Genomic DNA, 15,240 nt, shown 5'->3' on the forward strand with positions numbered 1-15,240 from the left:
TTTTTATATCGTAAAAATCGGATTTATATAGGAAAAAATCCCCACTAATTAAATTTTCAATTTATAATGGAAAAAGGAGTAAATGTAGAAGAATTCTTTTATGGGGAGAAAAAGAACATGTATAAAATATTAATTGTAGAAGACGATGAGAAAATTGCGGGAATATTAGAGGAGCATTTAGAAAGGTATGGCTATCAATCATTTAGAGCAAGTGATTTACGTCATATAAAAGATGAGTTTGTAAAAATAAATCCTCATCTTGTGTTACTTGATATTAATTTACCGTACTTTGACGGTTTTTATTGGTGTCGTCAAATTCGTACTGTATCGAATGCGCCGATTATTTTTGTTTCTGCAAGAACAGGGGAAATGGATCAAGTAATGGCGATTGAAAATGGCGGCGATGATTATATTACGAAGCCATTCCATTTAGATATCGTAATGGCAAAGGTGAAGAGTGCGCTTCGCCGTGGCTATGGAGAGTATGCCTCTGCTGCTGAGAGTGATTGTTTAGGTGTAAATGGACTGTTGTTATTCCCGTCCCAGCATATCGTTGAGTGGCAGGGACAACAAACTGAACTGACAAAAAATGAGTTTTACTTATTAGAGTGTTTAATGAAACAGGTGAATCAATATGTAACGCGTGAAGAACTGTTAGAAGCTCTATGGGATGAAGTAGCATTTGTGGATGATAATACATTAACCGTAAATGTAAAACGTGTAAGGAAGAAACTAGAAGAGCTAGGCATTAAAAATGCAATTGTAACGAAACGTGGATATGGTTATGCGCTTCTTACAGAGTGGGGCGAAGGGCATGAAGGTTAAAAATTACCTCATGGACCGCTTTTCTTTAATACTTTCTTATATTGTTAGCCTTTGTTTATTTGGGCTTGTTTTGCAGTTGCAAAGTCTTTTAGAAAAGAAATCCATTGATTGGAGTACGTGGTTATATGGACTTTTATTAGGAACAGTTGTGTTTACTGTATACCTCATTTACGATTACCGAAAACGGAGTGTGTTTTTAAAGAGTATCAAAAAGTATGTTACTGGCGGAAATACATTACATGACTCTTTACTTATTGATGAATCTTATACATTAGAGCAAGAAATGGTCGTTGAATCTTTTACGTTATTAAGACAGCAATATATGAATGAAGTTCATAAACAGCATGCGAAAGAGCAACAGCAAATGATATTTATGAACCAATGGATTCACCAAATGAAAACACCAGTATCTGTTATTGAATTATTGTTGCAGAAGTTTGGCAAGGAGCATCGTGAGGCAAGAGCAACAGTTGAAAGTATTCGTGAAGAAAATAACCGTATACTAAATGGTTTAGATTTAGCGTTACATATGGCAAGGCTAGAGCAGTTTGCGAAGGATTATAAAGTAGAAGTAGTAAATGTTATAGATGTCGTGCGAGGTATTATTAATGAAAATCGAAAATCCTTCATTCAATCGTCTGTATTTCCGAAAGTGATGTTTGAAGAAGATACTTGTATGGTTGCATCTGATAGAAAATGGCTGAGTATTGCTATAGGTCAAATTGTTGTAAACGCAATCAAGTATACAAAAATTTCAGCGGCAGAGAAAAAAGAAATTCAATTTCAAATTGAAGAGAAAAATCAAAAGGTGTTATTACATATTAAGGACAATGGAATTGGTATTCCAGAGCAAGACGTAAAGCGCATATTTGATCCATTCTTTACGGGAATAAATGGACGTAAAACGAGAGAAGCGACTGGGATGGGCTTATATATTACGAAGGAAATTTGCGATAATTTACATCATGGAATATATGTTCAATCGGCTGAAGGAGAAGGAACAACATTCACGTTCCAATTTGCAAAAGATGAAGAGTATCATACATTAATGAGAAAAATGACAAAACTGTAAGATAACAAAACGTTTTGTAAGGGAAATCACTCGTTTCTTTTTCTTATTTTTCTTATAGTAAATGTAAGAAGAAAACACATAGGGGGATTAGAAATGAGTGTTCTTGAAGTAAAAGGATTAACGAAGGTGTACCAATCAAAAGGTTCAGTAGCGACGACTGCTTTAAACGATATAAATTTTAAAATAGAAGAAGGCGAATTTGTAGGGATTATGGGTCCTTCAGGAAGCGGAAAAACGACGCTTTTAAATTTATTAGCAACAATTGATAAGCAAACTTCAGGTCATGTGCTTGTAAATGGTGAAGAAATTAATCAAATGCGTGCTGCAAAATTAGCGGAGTTTCGCCGTACACATTTAGGGTTCATTTTCCAAGATTTTAACTTACTTGATACGTTATCCATTAAAGAAAACATAATTTTACCGCTTGTAATGGCGAAAAAACCTGTAAATGAAATCGATGCGAAAGTACTGGAAATTGCGAAGTTTTTAAGCATCGAAGAAATTTTAAATAAAAAAGTATACGAAGTATCAGGCGGACAACAACAACGTGCAGCAGCAGCGAGAGCAATCATTCATGAACCGACGTTAATTTTAGCAGATGAGCCAACTGGAAACTTAGATTCGAAGTCAGCGAAATCGCTAATGGGCGCTCTACAAGATTTACACGAGCAAAAGAAAGTAACGATTGCAATGGTTACGCACGATCCAGTAGCGGCTAGTTATTGTGAACGTATCCTTTTCATACGCGATGGAGAAATTTTCTCGGAAATACATAAAGGAAGAACGAAACAAGCCTTTTTCCAAGAGATTCTGGACGTACTTGCGATGCTAGGAGGAGAGTATCATGAACTTTCGCCAGCTCGCGCTTAATAACGTAAAAGGAAATTGGCGTAACTATAAAGCGTTTCTTATAAGTAGTTGTTTATCGATTGTCGTATTTTTCATGTATGCTTCTTTTATTTATCATCCAGATGTCGTAAGCGGTAATATTAGTATGAGGAAGATGATCACAAAAGGATTAGAATCGATGAATTATATTGTGGTCATCTTCTCGGCACTCTTTATTTTATATGCAAATTCAACGTTTTTACGAGCAAGAAAAAAAGAGTTTGGTCTACTAACATTAATTGGCGGAACGAAATCGCAGCTCGGCCGAATGATTATATTAGAGCAACTGATGTTAGGTAGTATTGCAATTGTAGTTGGTATTGGGGCTGGAATGCTTTGTTCAAAATTATTTTTCCAAGCGTTAAGCGTATTATTGAAAATAGATAAGACACTTCCACTCGTTTGGAATAGTAAAGCAATTCTTATTACAGCTGGTGTATACTTTATTCTATTTTTAATCCTATCATTGTTTAGTGTTTGGACAGTCGGGCGCTTGCAAATTATTGATTTATTAAGAGAAGCAAGAAAGCAAAAAGTAGAGCCGTTTGCATTTACATGGTTATGTGTAGTTGGTATAGGATGTATTATTGCTGCGTATGTACTTAGCTTCCAAGTAACGTTTCTGAATTTCCTCATCCTCTTTTTACCGGTTGTAGGACTGACAATTGGCGGAACGTATTTACTATTTACACAAGGTAGTACAGTCGTATTAAAAGCATTGCAAAAACGAAAACAATCTTTTTATACGTACCCAAATATGTTCGTCCTTAGTAACCTTATTTATAAAATGAAAGATAATGCTCGTTTTCTATTTGTAATTTCTATTATTACGGCGGTTGTATCCTCGGCAGTTGGCACGCTTTACGTATATTTTGAAAATTTGAGTGCGAAAACGGTAGAACTTACACCACACGCTATTTCATATGAGGAAAAGGGGTTAAATACGCATAGCCTTATTAATGAAGAAAAGGTACAGGAGCTTGTGAAGAGACACGGGTTTGAAGATGCGCGAAAAGTAACCTACGTTAAACTACCGGCAACACAGAAAATAACGTTGTTTAATAGTGAACATGAAGTACCGATGACGATTATTTCAGAAAAAGAATATAATACGGAAGTGCGCAAACAAAAGAGAGAGCAACCTACAGAAGTTCATAATGCACCAGGTAGTGCAACAATGGTTATGGTTGATATGTCAAATGAACTGATGAAGCTAGACCGCACGAAACCGTATGAATTTACAATTAACGGACAAAAGCAGTCTGTTCAATTAAATAATCCAACGCAGTATTCTGTTTTTAATGATAGTGAATATCTCGTTGTAAATGATCAAGATTTTGAGAAGTATGCAAAACTCGTACCAGATGAAGAAAAGACGAAATATTACGGTTATTATATTGAGGATTGGAAAAGTACAGAAGATCTTGTATTAGATTTGAAAAATGAAATTGCACCAGAAAAGCAAGGAGAATTGAGAAATTCAGTGTTTGCGTATAAGGATATAAGAGAAGGTGGAGCGATTACAATGTTCATCGGTTTCTTCGTGGCGGTACTATTCTTCTTCTTCGCTTGTAGTATGACATACTTTAAATGGTTTAACGATAAAGAACAAGATCGCATTCAATTTAAATCGTTAAAGAGAATCGGTATGACAGATAAAGAAATTCGCAAAATTGCGATTCGACAAATGGGAGTTATCTTCTTTATACCAATTTTAATCGGTTCCATTCATAGTGGATTTGCTCTTCATACGTTAGGGAAAATGCTTTATATTAATTTGTGGAAATCAGGTGCGCTTGTAATTGGAGCATACATTTTAGCTTCTGCCATTTACTTTATGATCGCGCAAAGAGGATATTTAAAACACGTAAAAAGCTAGGGGAACCTCTAGCTTTTTGCCTATGTAGTAAGTTACAGGAGGAAGATAGATGAACATTCGGCAACTAGCGCTGCAAAATATAAAAGGAAATTGGCGTAATTATAAAGTGTTTTTCTTAAGTAGTTGTTTTGCGATATTTGCATCTTTTGCATATATGTCTGTCATTGTACATCCGTATATGCAAGAGACGATGTGGTATCAAAACGTACGCTGGGGACTTATCATATGTAATGTTATAATTATTTCTTTTTTCGTCATATTTATTTTGTACTCTACTTCTATTTTCATAGAAGCACGTAAGAAAGAATTAGGGTTATATATGTTAATGGGAGCAACGAAGTCTAACGTAATAGGAGTAATTATGACCGAGCAAATATTAATTGGAATTTTTGCTAATATTTTCGGTATAGGGCTGGGCTTGATCTTTTTAAAGCTCTTCTTCATGGTGTTTAGTATGTTACTGGGGCTTCCGAAAGAACTCCCTGTTATATTTGACGTAAGTGCGATTGGTGTAACATTTATTACATATATGGTCGTTTTTATTCTGTTATCTTTTATAAGTGCTTTACGTATATGGAATATAAAAATCATTCGGTTATTGAAAGAATTTCGAACAGATAAAAAAGAGAAGAAAACATCAAAGTGGCTTTGTATATTCGGCTTTATTTGTTTAGGGATAGGATATGCGTTAGCGCTACAAGTGACGATGGCTACGATAGCAATATACTTTTTCCCTGTGTCTATACTTGTCTTTTTGGGAACGTATTTTTCTTTCGCGCATGGTGCTACCCAAGTGTTAGAAATGATAAAGCGAAATAAAAAGATTATGTATACATATCCATATTTATTTATAGTGAATCAATTGTCACATCGAATGAAGGAAAATGGTCGCTTTTTCTTTCTGATGTCTATGGCAACGACGTTTGTAGTTACGGCAACAGGTACGGTGTTCTTGTATTTTTCTAGCATGCAAGATATGTGGCGAACTGGAGGGGTACACTCGTTTTCGTACATAGAAAAAGGTATTTCTACTTATGAAGTCTTTGAAGAAGGTGCGGTTGAAAAATTACTGAATCAATATGGGTATGATGATTTTCAATATATGAGTTTTGTTGGAGTGTATGCATCCTTTCAGTCTAATAAAGGAGAAACAACAATAGCACCGCTTATAAAAGAAAGTGATTATAACCAAGAAGCGAGGAAACAAAAACAGAAAACATATCATCCTAAAAAAGGTACAGTGACACTCGTTTATTATAATAAATACAATAATTCGAATGTATATAATCAAAAAGAGATTCAATTGCAAGTAATGAATCAACCATATCAATTCGTATTTAACGGTCAGAAAGAAGGGGTTCAATTTAACTATCACCCTTCGTACATTAATGGGCTGTTCTTCGTTATGAATGATGAAGACTTTGACAATATAGCAAATAAGGTTCCTGATTCTGAAAAGATGATATATAGAGGCTACACATTATCAAATATCGAAAAGACGAAGAAATTGAACGAAGATTTACGGAAACATATGAAACAAGATAATAATAATGCATTTCGAAGTAATATGGAGTTATATGTAAGTATGAAAGAAGGCGGCGATATTACTCTATTTGTGGGCTCGTTTATTAGTATATTATTCTTTCTTACTTCATGTAGTATCGTGTATTTTAAATGGTTCCATAATATTGCATCGGACCGAAAGCAGTATGGTGCACTCTCTAAACTTGGAATGACGAAGGAAGAAGTATGGAAAATTTCTCGTTGGCAATTATGTATGCTATTTTTTGCGCCAATTATAGTAGGGAGTATGCATAGTGCAGTTGCGTTATATACGTTTCATAATACTTTTTTTATGGATGGATCATTAAAAAAAGTAGGTTTGTTCATTCTGTTTTATATCGTAGCATGTATCATTTATTTCTTTTTCGCTCAAAGAGAATATAAGAAACATTTAGACTAGCAAATGCTAGTCTTTTTTTAATATTCGAAATTTACATAGAAGAATATAAAAAAGTATGGTATAACAGTAAGAAAACGAAAAAGAGGGGAAAAGACGATGATTCGAGTAGGATATTTAGGACCAGAAGCAACATTTACAAATATGGCGGTGAGTCGTTTTTTTCCGGAAGCAGATCATGTACCGTATCGAACGATTCCAGATTGTATAGATGCAGCTGCAAATGAAAATGTAGACTTCGCAGTCGTACCGTTAGAAAATGCAATAGAAGGTTCAGTGAATATAACGGTTGATTATCTTGTACATGAGCAGCCGCTTTCTATTGTAGGAGAAATTACAGTACCAATTCAGCAGCATTTACTTGTACATCCGCAGTATGCAGAAGTGTGGGATGAAGTATATGCGGTGCATTCTCATCCGCATGCCATTGCACAGTGCCATAAGTTTGTAAATGAAGAATTAAAAGGAGTAACTGTTCGAGATATGACATCCACAAGTGCCGCTGCGCAATATGTGAAAGAACATCCTGAAGAAAAAATTGCCGCTATTGCAAATGAAGCAGCTGCAGAAAAATACGGATTAACAATTGTAAGACGTAGTATTCATACGCATAAAAATAATCATACACGCTTCCTAGTGCTCCATAAGAAAAAGAAAGCAATACTCCCGAATAACGGAGAAAACCGCGGAGAGAAAACGACGCTTATGATAACGTTACCTGCAGATTATGCAGGTGCCCTATATCAAGTGCTATCAGCTTTCGCATGGAGAAAATTAAACTTATCAAAAATCGAATCGCGTCCGATGAAAACAGGTCTTGGAAATTACTTTTTCTTAATCGATGTCGATAAAGCATACGATGACGTATTATTGCCAGGCGTAACGATGGAACTTGAAGCACTCGGTTTTTCTGTTACTGTACTGGGGAGTTATTCTTCTTATTGGTTGTAAGATGTAGATGGAATATTTGTATTTGCCTAATCGTCCATATCATTTCATTGCCTAGTATATTTTTTGATAGATTAATAAAATCCCACCTGCAAAAGGTGGGATTCTTTATCCCGCTATTTGCCGGGCAGCCCGATTGGTGAGGGCTGATTAAAGTTTCACTTTATTTTAACTTCGCAAGACGATCTTCTAACTGACCACGCCAAATATCAGCTAGTTCTGGAACAGCAAGAATCTTTTCAATGCCATCTTTATCTTTTCTATTATGAAAATAAATTTCGTTAGAGAACAAAACAGAAACATTGCCGGGTTGACGTTCTAGTAATGTAATTTTAGAATCTTTACGTACAGTACCTTCTTGAAGAACACGGCATAGGTAGCCAGTAAATCCAGTTGCTACAATGCGCGGCAAAATGCCAGGGATGCCAAGACGTTTTGAAATTGTGCTACAAGGTACGCGAGCTTGCGTTACTTGAATGATTGCTTCGCCTAGTTGATATGTATCTCCGATGCATACGTCATGCTCTAACATATTTGTTACGGTAATGTTTTCACCAAATGTGGAAGCGGGAAGCGTAGTTTGAAATTCCTCTTCCCATAGTGCGTAATGCTCGTGTGGGTACACACAAACGGCACGATCAGGTCCCCCGTGATGTTTTAAATCCGCTACGTCATCACCACGAAATCCGTCTTTTGAGAGAAAGGCCTCTTCTGTAGGATCTTTACATATACCTGTTATCATTTCTTTATCTTCGCCATATTTCATTTGTTTCGGTTTGCCAATGCTAAAGTGAACGAGTTCAATTCCCATATTTGATCTCCTTTACGATTGATTACAATATTATAGCATTAAAAAAGCACAGAGAATGATAAAAACTCTGTGCTTTACATTAATAAACGAGAAATCCTGCTTTATCCAGTGCCTCACAAGCAGCATCTAATTTTTCTTTAGAATCTGCCTCGATTGTATGTAAGTGAATACCATCTGTTAGTTGTGAAAGATAGGAAGCATTTGTGTTTTCGATTTTTTGTAAATATTGCTCTACATCAAAGCGATTGCTTACCATAATGGATGCTGTTAAGTCACCGTATACAGGATGCTCAACTTTTACGTCTTTAATCGTAACGCCATGGTCAACAAGCATTGTAAGTTCCTGACGTACTTCTGCTGGTTTATGTTGGCATACAATTACGCGTTCGAAAGTTTGTTGCTTCTCTTGTGGCTTTAAATATAAATAACCTTGAGCAGTCGCAATAATTGGTTCGTTTCGTGCTTTAAGCAAGGAAATATCTTGCACGATAACTTGTCTACTTACGTTCGTCTTTTTCGATAGTTCATTCCCAGATAACGGTTCATTTGCAGCAAGAAGCCACTGGAGGATAAGCTGTCGTCTTTCTTCACCTAAAATCTTTTTTTGTTCATTTTGTTTCATTATGATTTAACACCTCTATAAAATTGATTTCCAATTGTGTGTAGTGCATGAATAGTAGTATCAATTTGATCTTTCGTTGTTTGTTGTCCGAAAGAGAAGCGGACATATTGTTTGGCCTCTTCATACGTTTTTCCAATTGCAAGCATAGTTTTCGAAGGCTCTTGTTTACCGACTTGGCAAGCACTTCCGGTGGAAATGGCAATACCATGACGATTACATTCTAGCATAGTATATTGACCTTCTATTCCTTTTATTGTAACCCCAACAATATGTGGTAAACAAGAAGTAGAATGGCCTTCTACTTCAATTTCTAGCGGAAGTGTTTGTATTTGCTCTAAAAAGTAGGATCGTAACTCTTTAAAACGTAAACTTTCTTCCCATTGAGTTTTTAATATATTTTCAGCAGCTGTTAAAAAAGATGCGATGCCGGGAACATTTACTGTACCTGGGCGAAATCCTTTTTCGTGAGAAGTTCCTGGAAATACTTGTTCCCAGCGAGATTGCGGATTTATGTAGCAAGCGCCGACACCTTTTGGTCCGTATATTTTATGTGCTGAAACAGAAAGACTATCAATCCCCATCTCAAAAACATGGATAGGCAGTTTACCAAACGTTTGCACACAATCCGTATGAAATAAAACATTATATTTTTTTAAAAGTGGCCCGATTTTTGTAATGTTTTGAACGGTTCCGATTTCAGAGTTTCCATGCTGTATACTTGCTAGCACAGTATCTTCTGTAATAGCTGCCTCTAAATCTACTAAACAAATGAGTCCGCTTTTATCAACAGGAATTTCAGTGATCGTATAACCTTTTGATTTTAGAGATTGAAAATAACTTCGAATGGATGCATGTTCCATAGGTGTCGTAATAATATGCTTCTTATTTCGGGCATTTAGAAGTGATTGAATCGCAAGATAGTTCGATTCCGATCCACCGCTTGTGAAAAATACGCCTTGTTCTTTGCCTCCAATCATTTCCGCAAATGTTTTTCGGCAAACTTGTAATAAAGAAGAAGCCGTTCCTCCAATATCATGTAAACTTTGTTCATTTCCGAAGTATTGCGAAGCTGCTTTCATATATGTTTGTAACGCTTCCTCGCTCATAGGTGTAGTAGCTGCATAGTCAAGATATATCATCATGTAAGTTCCTCTCTCTAGTAAGAGTTACATTTCTTTTACTTTTTAAATGGTAGTGAAAATAAGAATTATAAAAAAACTCTTGTCATTATTTTAAAACTATGTAAATATAGGTGTCAAGACAGTTGAAAAGTGTAAAGTAGGAGGCAACAATTATGCCAAGTGCAGATGTCTTAATTATTGGAAGTGGCGTTGCGGCACTTCGTGTTGCAAAAGAGATTTGTCACGAAAAGAATGTGATTATTATCACAAAGGAGACGGAACGTAATAATAATACACATTTAGCTCAAGGTGGAATTGCCGCAGCGGTAGCTACATATGACAATCCTAATGATCATTTTGAAGATACGTTAGTAGCAGGGTGTCATTATAACAATGAAGAAGTGGTCCGTTATTTAGTCGAGGAAGGACCGAAAGAAATTAATAACCTTATTGAAAGAGGAATGAAATTTGATGGAGATGAAACAGGTCCTCATCTTGGAAAAGAAGGAGCGCATCGAAAACGTCGTATTTTACATGCAGGTGGCGATGCAACAGGAAAGAATTTATTAGAGCATCTTATTCAAGAAGTAGCTCCATACGTTACGGTAGTGGAACAGGAAATGGTGCTCGATTTTATTATAGAAAAAGATAAATGTGTTGGGGCTTTAACTCGCAACAATAAAGGAGAATTGAAACGTTACAATGCAGATTATACGGTGTTAGCTTCAGGCGGTATTGGCGGTTTATACGCCTTTACTTCTAATGATGAGACAATTACAGGTGATGGACTTGCAATGGTGTACCGTGCAGGCGGAGAGCTTGTAGATTTAGAGTTTATACAATTTCATCCGACGATGTTATACGTGGGTGGGCGTTGTTCCGGCCTCGTGTCCGAAGCTGTTCGTGGAGAAGGAGCTGTCCTTATAAATGGCAAAGGGCAGCGTTTTATGATGGATATACATTCCGAACAGGATTTAGCGCCTCGTGATGTAGTCGCAAGGACTATTCATGAACAGCTACTTGCGGGTGAAAAAGTGTACTTAAACATCGAAATGATTCAAAACTTTGAACAACGCTTTCCGACCGTGTCATCGATATGTAAAACGAATGGAGTCGATATAAATAAAAACCTTATTCCAGTCGTGCCCGGTACTCATTTTCACATGGGTGGCGTGAAAACGAACTGTGATGGAGAGACGTCTATTCCGAACCTATACGCAGTCGGAGAAGTAGCTTGTAATGGGGTTCATGGTGCAAATAGATTAGCGAGTAATTCATTATTAGAAGGTCTTGTGTTTGGAGGAAGAATCGGAAGGCACATTTTATCTAGAGAGACAAAAGAAAAGGTGAACATGCTAGCCGACAAAGAAGCAAAGTTTATCGTTCTGAATCATTTACCGACGAAAGAAGAAATACAAAAATGTATGATGAAATATGTTGGGATTGTGCGAACAGAGCAAAGCTTATTTTATGCGAAGAGCTGGCTTAGTAAGTACGGTGTTCGAAATATGATATTACAACATGATGTTCTTACGAATGAAGAGATAACGCTTATTAATATGTTAACAGTTTGTGAGCTTATAGTTGTTTCAGCCCTGCAAAGAGAAGAAAGTATTGGCGGGCATTACCGAAGTGATTATCCAGATAGAAATATAGGAAAGAAAGAGATTGTTCGAGTAAAGAGAAAACTACAACTTGTGTGATGAAGGGAAGAGGGGCTTTATGAATACGATAAAAGTTAAAGAAGCATTAAATCGATTTTTTTTAGAAGATATAGGAGAAAGAGATGTAACATCTCAGCTTATTTTTCCAGATAACTTACTTTCGAAAGGAACGTTTCTTGCGAAGGATACAGGGGTCTTTGCAGGACGTTTAGTAATTGAATCAGGATTTAAATTAATTGATGAGAGAATTGAAGTAGAGCTTCATAAAAAAGATGGAGATCTTGTAGAAAAAGGCGAAATCATTGCAACTGTGCAAGGGCCAATTGCATCGTTATTAACAGCAGAGCGCGTTATATTAAACGTTATTCAGCGTATGAGCGGAATAGCGACGATGACGCGTAAAGCGGTTCTTGCTTTAGATAGTAGCCATACTCGCATTTGTGATACGCGAAAAACGATGCCAGGACTACGTATGTTTGATAAGTATGCAGTCGTGTGTGGTGGTGGATTTAATCATCGCTTCGGTTTATATGATGGTGTCATGATTAAAGACAATCATATTGTGTTTGCTGGTTCTATTACAAAAGCTGTTACATCAGTGAAAGAAAAGTTAGGACATATGGTGAAAGTAGAAGTAGAAACAGAAACTGAGGAACAGGTGAGAGAGGCTGTTGCTGCTGGTGCGGATATTATTATGTTCGATAATCGTACGCCAGATGAAATCCGGGAGTTTTCGAAAATTGTACCAAGCGCTATCGTTACAGAAGCTTCAGGGGGCATCACAATTGAAGATTTATCGAAATACGGAAAAACAGGGGTAGATTATATTTCACTTGGAGCGTTAACACATTCAGTGAAAGCACTTGATATTAGTTTCAATATTGAAGGGTAAGGAAAGTGGCTTAGAGGGGGAGAAACGTATATGAGTATTTTAGAACAAGTACAGCCAATTGAAACGATGTTACCAGAGCGTTATTACACGATGTCAACGGAAGATATGGAAAAGCGTGTTCGTGAAATTAAAGAGAAGATGGGGAAAATGTTATTCATTCCAGGGCATCATTATCAAAAAGATGAAGTGGTACAATTTTCAGATGCAGCAGGGGATTCACTTCAGCTTGCGCAAGTTGCAGCGAGCAATAAAGACGCAAAATATATTGTGTTTTGCGGGGTACACTTTATGGCGGAAACAGCAGATATGTTAACGACAGATGATCAAGTTGTTATCTTACCAGATATGCGTGCAGGTTGTTCGATGGCGGATATGGCAGATATTGAACAAACAGAAAGAGCGTGGAAAGAGTTAAAGAAATTATTTGGAGATACGATGATTCCGTTAACATATGTGAACTCTACAGCTGCAATTAAAGCGTTTTGTGGTCGTAACGGAGGAGCAACAGTAACTTCTTCTAATGCAAAGCAAATGGTATCTTGGGCGTTTACTCAAAAAGAGCGTCTCGTCTTTTTACCAGACCAACATTTAGGGAGAAATACAGCGTACGATTTAGGTATCCCGTTAGATAAAATGGCAGTATGGGACCCACACACAGATTCATTAGAGTACGATGGGGATATAGAAGAAATTCAAGTGATTTTATGGAAAGGGCATTGTTCTGTTCATCAAAATTTTACAGTGAAGAACATTGAGAGCGTACGAAAAAATCATCCTGATATGAATATTATTGTACATCCAGAATGTTGCTATGAAGTGGTAGCTGCTTCAGATTATGCAGGCTCAACGAAGTATATTATTGATATGATTGAATCGGCGCCATCTGGTAGCAAATGGGCGATTGGTACAGAAATGAATTTAGTGAACCGAATTATTCAGCAACATCCAGATAAAGAAATTGTTTCACTTAATCCATTTATGTGTCCATGCTTAACGATGAACCGAATTGATTTGCCTCACTTATTATGGGTACTTGAAACGATAGAAAGAGGAGAAGAAATTAACGTTATTAGCGTAGATAAACAAGTAACGGCAGAAGCGGTTCTTGCATTAAATCGTATGTTAGAGCGTGTGTAAAGCAACGGTATTCCCGTTGCTTTTTTTCATACATATAATCATAACAAGAACAAAATGGGCATACATTGTTTTGAAGAAATCATTGTGGTTCTTTATGCTTATTCCACTTCGAATGATATTGAAAATCGAAGAAGTGATAAAAGTGAAAAGAAGTTAATGTTATTTAGAAAGAGTTACTTCATGAGATTTGTTACTTATAGATAAGTTATACAGGAGGGGGAAAATTTGAAAATTCATATCGTGCAAAAAGGGGATACCCTTTGGAAAATTGCGAAAAAGTACGGAGTGGATTTTGACACGTTGAAAAAAACAAATGCACAACTTAGTAATCCAGATTTAATCATGCCAGGTATGAAAATTAAAGTGCCATCAAAGAGTATTCACATGAAACAACAGGCTGGAGCAGGTTCAGCGCCTCCAAAGCAATACGTAAAAGAAGTGCAGCAAAAAGAATTTGCAGCAACACCAACTCCGCTTGGAATAGAAGATGAAGAAGAAGTTACGTATCAATCAGCACCAATTACACAGCAGCCAGCTATGCAACAAACACAAAAAGAAGTGCAAGTAAAACCGCAGAAGGAAATGCAGGTAAAGCCGCAAAAAGAAGTACAGGTGAAACCGCAAAAAGAGGTGCAAAAAGAACAGCCAATTCAAAAAGAGAAACCAGTTGAAAAACCGTCTGTTATTCAAAAACCACCTGTGATAGAAAAACAAAAACCGGCGGAAAAAGAAAACACGAAGTTTTCGGTAAATGTATTGCCACAGCCGCCACAACCACCAATAAAACCGAAAAAAGAATATAAAATTTCAGATGTAATAAAAAAAGGAAGTGAGTTAATTGCTCCTCAAATTAGTAAAATGAAACCTAACAATATCATTTCTCCGCAAACGAAAAAAAATAATATAGTATCGCCGCAAGTGAAGAAAGAGAATGTAGGTAATATAATAACGCCGCAAGTGAAGAAAGAAAATGTAGGGAATATAGTGTCACCGCAAGTCAAGAAAGAAAATGTAGGAAATATAATGTCACCACAAGTGAAGAAAGAAAATGTAGGGAATATAGTGTCACCACAAGTGAAGAAAGAAAATGTAGGGAATATAGTGTCACCACAAGTGAAGAAAGAGAATATAGGGAATATAATATCGCCACAAGTGAAGAAAGAAAACGTAGGGAATATAGTGTCACCACAAGTAAAGAAAGAAAACGTAGGGAATATAGTGTCACCACAAGTAAAGAAAGAAAACGTAGGGAATATAGTATCACCAAATGTATCGAAAGAAAATGTAGTTATTCCACAAGTCATACCGCCAAATATTCAAATGCCAAATATTCAAATGCCAATTATGGATAACAACCAGCCACCGAATATAATGCCAATTATGGATAACAACCAGCCACCGAATATAATGCCAATTATGGA

Annotated in this window: 12 protein-coding genes and 1 pseudogene; 10 read left to right on the forward strand and 3 right to left on the reverse strand. The window is 36.4% G+C overall.

Annotation, left to right across the window (positions count from 1 at the left end):
* The first annotated feature begins 117 nt into the window (after positions 1–117).
* The 6 genes from BUA87_RS18870 (at position 118) to pheA (ending at position 7,575) form a co-directional block, all read left to right on the forward strand.
* The gene (locus BUA87_RS18870; protein ID WP_002082113.1) at positions 118–825 is read left to right on the forward strand and encodes a response regulator transcription factor; all 708 of its coding nucleotides are present in this window, start codon (positions 118–120) and stop codon (positions 823–825) included.
* The gene (locus BUA87_RS18875; protein ID WP_000865403.1) at positions 815–1,897 is read left to right on the forward strand and encodes a HAMP domain-containing histidine kinase; all 1,083 of its coding nucleotides are present in this window, start codon (positions 815–817) and stop codon (positions 1,895–1,897) included. Before BUA87_RS18870 ends, BUA87_RS18875 begins: the two co-directional genes overlap by 11 nt.
* Before the next feature lie 93 nt (positions 1,898–1,990).
* Positions 1,991–2,767 (forward strand): ABC transporter ATP-binding protein, encoded by a 777-nt coding sequence (locus BUA87_RS18880; protein WP_000114526.1) that lies wholly within the window; start codon positions 1,991–1,993, stop codon positions 2,765–2,767.
* Positions 2,742–4,664: an ABC transporter permease gene (locus BUA87_RS18885; protein ID WP_001011418.1), complete on the forward strand. Its 1,923-nt coding sequence runs from the start codon at positions 2,742–2,744 to the stop codon at positions 4,662–4,664. The genes BUA87_RS18880 and BUA87_RS18885 overlap by 26 nt, the downstream gene beginning before the upstream one ends.
* A gap of 49 nt (positions 4,665–4,713) precedes the next feature.
* The gene (locus BUA87_RS18890; RefSeq protein ID WP_072940472.1) at positions 4,714–6,627 is read left to right on the forward strand and encodes an ABC transporter permease; all 1,914 of its coding nucleotides are present in this window, start codon (positions 4,714–4,716) and stop codon (positions 6,625–6,627) included.
* A 96-nt stretch (positions 6,628–6,723) separates the two neighbouring features.
* A complete protein-coding gene (gene pheA / locus BUA87_RS18895; protein ID WP_065229389.1) occupies positions 6,724–7,575 on the forward strand; it encodes a prephenate dehydratase in 852 nt (283 codons plus the stop codon).
* 160 nt (positions 7,576–7,735) lie between these two features.
* On the opposite strand, the gene BUA87_RS18900 is transcribed toward pheA, so the two are convergent.
* From BUA87_RS18900 to BUA87_RS18910, 3 genes are all read right to left on the reverse strand, one after another.
* Entirely contained in the window at positions 7,736–8,383 is a 648-nt protein-coding gene (locus tag BUA87_RS18900; protein WP_023523107.1) for an MOSC domain-containing protein, read from the reverse strand.
* A gap of 79 nt (positions 8,384–8,462) precedes the next feature.
* Complete coding sequence (locus tag BUA87_RS18905) at positions 8,463–9,005, reverse strand: transcription repressor NadR (RefSeq protein ID WP_000812275.1); 543 nt, start codon at positions 9,003–9,005, stop codon at positions 8,463–8,465.
* Positions 9,005–10,147 (reverse strand): IscS subfamily cysteine desulfurase, encoded by a 1,143-nt coding sequence (locus tag BUA87_RS18910; protein ID WP_065229388.1) that lies wholly within the window; start codon positions 10,145–10,147, stop codon positions 9,005–9,007. Before BUA87_RS18910 ends, BUA87_RS18905 begins: the two co-directional genes overlap by 1 nt.
* 152 nt (positions 10,148–10,299) lie before the next feature.
* Here BUA87_RS18910 and nadB point away from each other — a divergent pair, with 152 nt between their 5' ends.
* From nadB to exsA, 4 genes and pseudogenes are all read left to right on the forward strand, one after another.
* Positions 10,300–11,829 carry an L-aspartate oxidase gene (nadB, locus tag BUA87_RS18915; RefSeq protein ID WP_072940474.1) on the forward strand — a complete coding sequence of 510 codons (1,530 nt, stop codon included), beginning with the start codon at positions 10,300–10,302 and terminating at the stop codon, positions 11,827–11,829.
* A gap of 19 nt (positions 11,830–11,848) precedes the next feature.
* Positions 11,849–12,682 (forward strand): carboxylating nicotinate-nucleotide diphosphorylase, encoded by an 834-nt coding sequence (gene nadC / locus BUA87_RS18920; RefSeq protein WP_001092229.1) that lies wholly within the window; start codon positions 11,849–11,851, stop codon positions 12,680–12,682.
* 30 nt (positions 12,683–12,712) lie between these two features.
* The gene (gene nadA / locus BUA87_RS18925; protein WP_000025335.1) at positions 12,713–13,819 is read left to right on the forward strand and encodes a quinolinate synthase NadA; all 1,107 of its coding nucleotides are present in this window, start codon (positions 12,713–12,715) and stop codon (positions 13,817–13,819) included.
* A 225-nt stretch (positions 13,820–14,044) separates the two neighbouring features.
* Positions 14,045–15,240: pseudogene (gene exsA, locus BUA87_RS18930) on the forward strand (spore coat assembly protein ExsA); the annotation flags it as partial.

The organism is Bacillus sp. bc15, assembly GCF_900142585.1.
Taxonomy (GTDB): domain Bacteria; phylum Bacillota; class Bacilli; order Bacillales; family Bacillaceae_G; genus Bacillus_A; species Bacillus_A cereus.

Bases quoted from the DNA above. Each gene is read 5' to 3' on its own strand.
- BUA87_RS18885 (WP_001011418.1), top strand. From the start codon at position 2,742: ATGAACTTTCGCCAGCTCGCGCTTAATAACGTAAAAGGAAATTGGCGT.
- BUA87_RS18880 (WP_000114526.1), top strand. From the start codon at position 1,991: ATGAGTGTTCTTGAAGTAAAAGGATTAACGAAGGTGTACCAATCAAAA.
- BUA87_RS18905 (WP_000812275.1), bottom strand. From the start codon at position 9,005: ATGAAACAAAATGAACAAAAAAAGATTTTAGGTGAAGAAAGACGACAG.
- nadA (WP_000025335.1), top strand. From the start codon at position 12,713: ATGAGTATTTTAGAACAAGTACAGCCAATTGAAACGATGTTACCAGAG.
- BUA87_RS18910 (WP_065229388.1), bottom strand. From the start codon at position 10,147: ATGATGATATATCTTGACTATGCAGCTACTACACCTATGAGCGAGGAA.
- BUA87_RS18870 (WP_002082113.1), top strand. From the start codon at position 118: ATGTATAAAATATTAATTGTAGAAGACGATGAGAAAATTGCGGGAATA.
- BUA87_RS18900 (WP_023523107.1), bottom strand. From the start codon at position 8,383: ATGGGAATTGAACTCGTTCACTTTAGCATTGGCAAACCGAAACAAATG.
- BUA87_RS18875 (WP_000865403.1), top strand. From the start codon at position 815: ATGAAGGTTAAAAATTACCTCATGGACCGCTTTTCTTTAATACTTTCT.
- nadB (WP_072940474.1), top strand. From the start codon at position 10,300: ATGCCAAGTGCAGATGTCTTAATTATTGGAAGTGGCGTTGCGGCACTT.
- BUA87_RS18890 (WP_072940472.1), top strand. From the start codon at position 4,714: ATGAACATTCGGCAACTAGCGCTGCAAAATATAAAAGGAAATTGGCGT.
- nadC (WP_001092229.1), top strand. From the start codon at position 11,849: ATGAATACGATAAAAGTTAAAGAAGCATTAAATCGATTTTTTTTAGAA.
- pheA (WP_065229389.1), top strand. From the start codon at position 6,724: ATGATTCGAGTAGGATATTTAGGACCAGAAGCAACATTTACAAATATG.